General features: G+C 31.9%; 7 protein-coding genes. All 7 read right to left on the reverse strand.

The features are described 5' to 3' along the window. Positions 1-225 precede the first annotated feature (225 nt). The 7 genes from HMPREF1551_RS07910 to HMPREF1551_RS14365 all read right to left on the reverse strand — a co-directional run bounded on the left by HMPREF1551_RS07910 (position 226) and on the right by HMPREF1551_RS14365 (position 4,074). Positions 226-1,152 (reverse strand): hypothetical protein, encoded by a 927-nt coding sequence (locus tag HMPREF1551_RS07910; RefSeq protein WP_021628571.1) that lies wholly within the window; start codon positions 1,150-1,152, stop codon positions 226-228. 28 nt (positions 1,153-1,180) lie between these two features. Then, positions 1,181-1,888: an RHS repeat domain-containing protein gene (locus HMPREF1551_RS14360; protein WP_021628572.1), complete on the reverse strand. Its 708-nt coding sequence runs from the start codon at positions 1,886-1,888 to the stop codon at positions 1,181-1,183. Positions 1,889-2,015: 127 nt separating this feature from the next. Further along, positions 2,016-2,360 carry a hypothetical protein gene (locus HMPREF1551_RS07920; RefSeq protein ID WP_021628573.1) on the reverse strand — a complete coding sequence of 115 codons (345 nt, stop codon included), beginning with the start codon at positions 2,358-2,360 and terminating at the stop codon, positions 2,016-2,018. A gap of 10 nt (positions 2,361-2,370) precedes the next feature. After that, positions 2,371-2,637 (reverse strand): hypothetical protein, encoded by a 267-nt coding sequence (locus tag HMPREF1551_RS07925; protein ID WP_021628574.1) that lies wholly within the window; start codon positions 2,635-2,637, stop codon positions 2,371-2,373. A 35-nt stretch (positions 2,638-2,672) separates the two neighbouring features. Next, the gene (locus HMPREF1551_RS07930) at positions 2,673-2,951 is read right to left on the reverse strand and encodes a hypothetical protein (RefSeq protein WP_021628575.1); all 279 of its coding nucleotides are present in this window, start codon (positions 2,949-2,951) and stop codon (positions 2,673-2,675) included. Positions 2,952-2,957: 6 nt separating this feature from the next. Next, a complete protein-coding gene (locus HMPREF1551_RS07935) occupies positions 2,958-3,476 on the reverse strand; it encodes a hypothetical protein (protein ID WP_021628576.1) in 519 nt (172 codons plus the stop codon). Next, positions 3,451-4,074 (reverse strand): RHS repeat domain-containing protein, encoded by a 624-nt coding sequence (locus HMPREF1551_RS14365; protein WP_255344595.1) that lies wholly within the window; start codon positions 4,072-4,074, stop codon positions 3,451-3,453. Before HMPREF1551_RS14365 ends, HMPREF1551_RS07935 begins: the two co-directional genes overlap by 26 nt. Positions 4,075-4,113 lie beyond the last annotated feature (39 nt).

A 4,113-nucleotide genomic window follows, 5' to 3' on the forward strand; every position in this document is an offset into this window, starting at 1 on the left:
TGTAGGCTTCTATGGGGGTACCTAAGTGGTCGGTAATGATGGAGTAATGCTTGCCATTTGCATTAGCTCTCTTAAGAAAAAAGTATAAACAAACTACTCATACCGCAAAATTATTTTTGAAATATTTTGCGGGGTGTTTTGTTATTTGCTGATTGTTAGAGGGTTGTGATTGTTGTTTTTTGTGGTTAGTTTTTCTTTTAAATGTTACCTCAAAACCATTAACAACTAAAATTTATATGCTAACTCTTTGCCTCTATACAATTCATTATAAGGTTTGTCATAGACACTACCCACAAGTCTAAGGTTATTCTTATGGTTAAAATGTTTGTAATTCTTAAATATGACAGGCTTCTGCATCAATATATCCACATTACCATCTACAATATCAATGTCAATATAAGCATATTCCAATTGCTGCATACCTTCAAAGAGTTTACAATTTTCCATAGCACCACAATTTAATAAATACAAGTATTTTAAGTTCGTAAAATCAGGGAAGGCTGAGTAATCAGTCAAGTATTTACAATTTTTTAAGTAGAGCCGCTCTATCGTGCCTGCATTTTTAAGTCCACTTATAGAGGTCAATTTCCTACTATTCTCAACTTCAAGAGTCTTTATACCTGTACAATTTTTCAAGAAATCAAAAGAGGTGATAGTACAAGCGTAGAATTTCACAATATCAACGTTAATTGTTCCCCAACTATCAAAAGGTTCTTTAAACTCCCTTAAGGATATTTGTTTTAATTTTATAGTCTTGTTGATATGAAGTAATTTTATACCCGCAACTACATTTAGCACTTCCAAATGAGGAAAATTAGCTAAATCTAACACCCCAGAAGCTGTAAACTCAATAGAAATATACGTTAATGTTGTAATCTGATTGAGAAAAGAGAGGTCTGTCTTGGGTGCAACCTCCCTTATTGCAATACCTTTAAGGGGCAATTCCGCGAGCAATAACAAATCCTCTTTGGAAGGATTGCAGGCAATTGCAATCTTCTCAATTCCCTTTCTCTTAGCATACTTTATTGCCTTCTGAAAATCTTCAGCTTTGCTTATCTCAAGCACCTGATAAGGCACATTTTGCACCAAATAATTCGTAAAATCATTGTACAAATAGTAGTAAGCCCCTATTTTCTTTTTATATTCATTCATCGTATTATATATTTATAAAATATTAAATCTATCCAAATCCTAGAGCTGCCCTTTGATTATAATTTAGGTCAGATTTGTGCCCACCGTTTTCTTTAATTATTGTATCTTCTAATTCATTAAGTTCTTGAGGAGACATCTCTTTTTTCGCAACTATAACTTTTGTGTATTGGTAATCATCGTCTTTCCCTTTTTTGCCACTTTCTACCTCCTTGTGAGATTGTTTTGGTCTTTTTCCTAAGTCTTGTGCTTGCCCAACATAAACTCTCTTTTCTCCACCAGGTGTTTTATAGAAATGAATATAAACTCCTTGTTTACCTTTATGTTCAGATAAAGCTCCTCTATCTCTAATATTATATTTTTTTCTTTTCCTTGTATAGTTTTTAGGAGCCAATCCAAAAATATCTACTTCATCATTCGTATCACTTACATAAGCAAAAAAGTTAGGCTCCCCAGATAAAAACCCTATTGGGTCTTGACTTATATATCGTCCCGTTTCAGGGTAGTAATACCTAAACCTATTGTAACAGAGTTCTATTTCAGGGTCGTAGTACTGCCCTTGATACTTGAACGGACATCTAAAGTTTTCTTTAGCGAAACCTTGACGGGAGTTGCCATAGAGGTCTTGCTCGCGTTCCCATATTAGCTCGCCTTCTTGGTTGTAGGCTTCTATGGGGGTGCCTAAGTGGTCGGTGATGATGGAGTAATGTTTGCCATTTACAATCTTTCCACAAGGCACAAAAGAGCCTGCTTCAAAAATCCAAGTGGTGGGGCATCTGTAGGAAGTATTCTACTTATACTACCCCAACACTTCCCCCTACATTTGATTCTTTTGTAATGAGTTTTTTTTACAAGAGGAAGATCTTCTAAAAACCTTCTTCTTCAAAAAAAATTCTTAAATATTCCTCTATGCTACCTCCAACTTTAATCCCGTTACAATACAATTCAAGAGGACCTTCTAACTCATTGAAAGTAGCGATTCCATCAACAAAAGAAAACATATTAGTTGTAACCTCTGTTATTATCAATTGTATAAATATTTTTAAATTTTCTTTATTTTTTTCACTAATAGAATTATATAATTCTTGGGCACTGTTCCAATAAATATCTTTTACTGATTTACCAGATAATTTATTTAATACTTTGAAATAATATTCAAAGTCTTTTCTCATCTCTTTTCTAAATAATATTGCAATTTCTTCACTATTCATAATAAAAAAATTAAATTCCGTACATTTTTCTTCTCTGAGACTTTACCTTCATCTCTGGATACATAGATTTGTTTAATTCAATAAGTTCTTTTAGCTTTTCATTAGAGACATTAGAGTAAACTCTTCTTAATTCTTTTATATCTCTTGCGACTAAATCTCTTACAGAAACAAAAGGTTTATTTGTCATAGGATCTACCTGTTTTGTTGATACAGTTCCTTTTTCCCCTTTCTCTGTTAGTTCTAACTTTCTATTATTATGCCCTTCTTTATGAACCAAAATAGCAGGAGCATTATCTTCATCATAATTTGCTACTAATTTAAACGATGGATATTTTTTGCTACTTCCTCCTTAGGATTTTTCTCCCATAGTAACTTAATTTTTTCTAACCCATTGAATCTATTCTGTAAATCTTCGATGATTTTTGTTTTAGATATTGAATATACACTAAAAATAAAATCAGGAATAATATTACCTTTAACTAACCAATCATCCCACATTACAGTGATACCTTCTTTGGGTTCTTGTTCCATTTGGGAGTGTATTTGAGCATATTTACGATCAATATCTGCTGTTAATCTATATACTTTCATTTTAAATTATTTTTTCCAGTCTTTCCAATCATCATATAATTCTCTAATAAGCTCAATTTGATGTCCTTTACATATATTATTTATAAAATCATCTAATTCCTCCTTATATCCTAAAAAATAATATAAAGATAATATTTTGTTATATACATAATGCTTTTCCTCTTCATCTTCACTCTTAATTAATTCTACTATCTCAGGAATAACTTCTTTTAATTTATCTCTTAACCATTCGTAAGGAATATTCTTTAATAAATAGATAGAATTTATAACTTCTGACTCTGTTCCAACTGTTGCAAGATATATCAAAGAATAATAAAATTTTTCTATAATCAATGTATAATTCGCAAATAAAAACAATAAGTTCACAAATCGTAAAGAGTCTATCTTTCTTTTACTCAAAAGACTGAAAAACTCTTTTTCATCCATTCGTTCTAAAAAATAAAAATATTTTTTCTTATCATTTTGAAATTTTGTTAGGATTGAGTTAATCTCATATATATTATTTATAACTTTTTTTTCCTCCATATTCTGTCTCTATACTACTTACTCTTTTTTGAAATTCCTCAAAAAGCATGTCTTCTGTGGGATATATAGTATAATGTCCTTTACTATGTTCTCCAAAAGGTTCTCCATCATTAATAATTTCTAAACCATTAGGAAGCTCAGTACCTGCTTTTATAGTATGATAATGTCCTGTTAAAGGAGCATTTTCTAAAGGAAAGGAAAAAGCAGATTTTCCTGTTTTCTTTTCTTTGTTTTTTTGAGATTTAACAATTCCATCTTCTTCCACTTTAATATCTTTTCCTTCTCTTACTGGTTTAGGTTCATTTCTACTCCCAAAAAGTATAACATCAACAGGCACAACTTTGTCTAACCCCAGCAAATCCACCCAAGCATTGGTATCACTTACATAAGCGAAAAAGTTAGGCTCCCCAGATAAAAACTCAATAGGGTCTTCACTTATATACCTACCCGTCTCAGGGTGATAATACCTAAACCTATTGTAGCACAACTCAACCTCATTGTCATAGTACTGCCCTTGGTATTTAAACGGACACCTAAAGTTTTCTTTGGCAAAACCTTGTCGGGAGTTGCCATAAAGGTCTTGCTCGCGTTCCCATATTAGCGCGCCTTCTTATCAATTAAGCTTGGAAAAACAACT

This window comes from Capnocytophaga sp. oral taxon 863 str. F0517 (genome assembly GCF_000466425.1).
GTDB lineage: Bacteria > Bacteroidota > Bacteroidia > Flavobacteriales > Flavobacteriaceae > Capnocytophaga.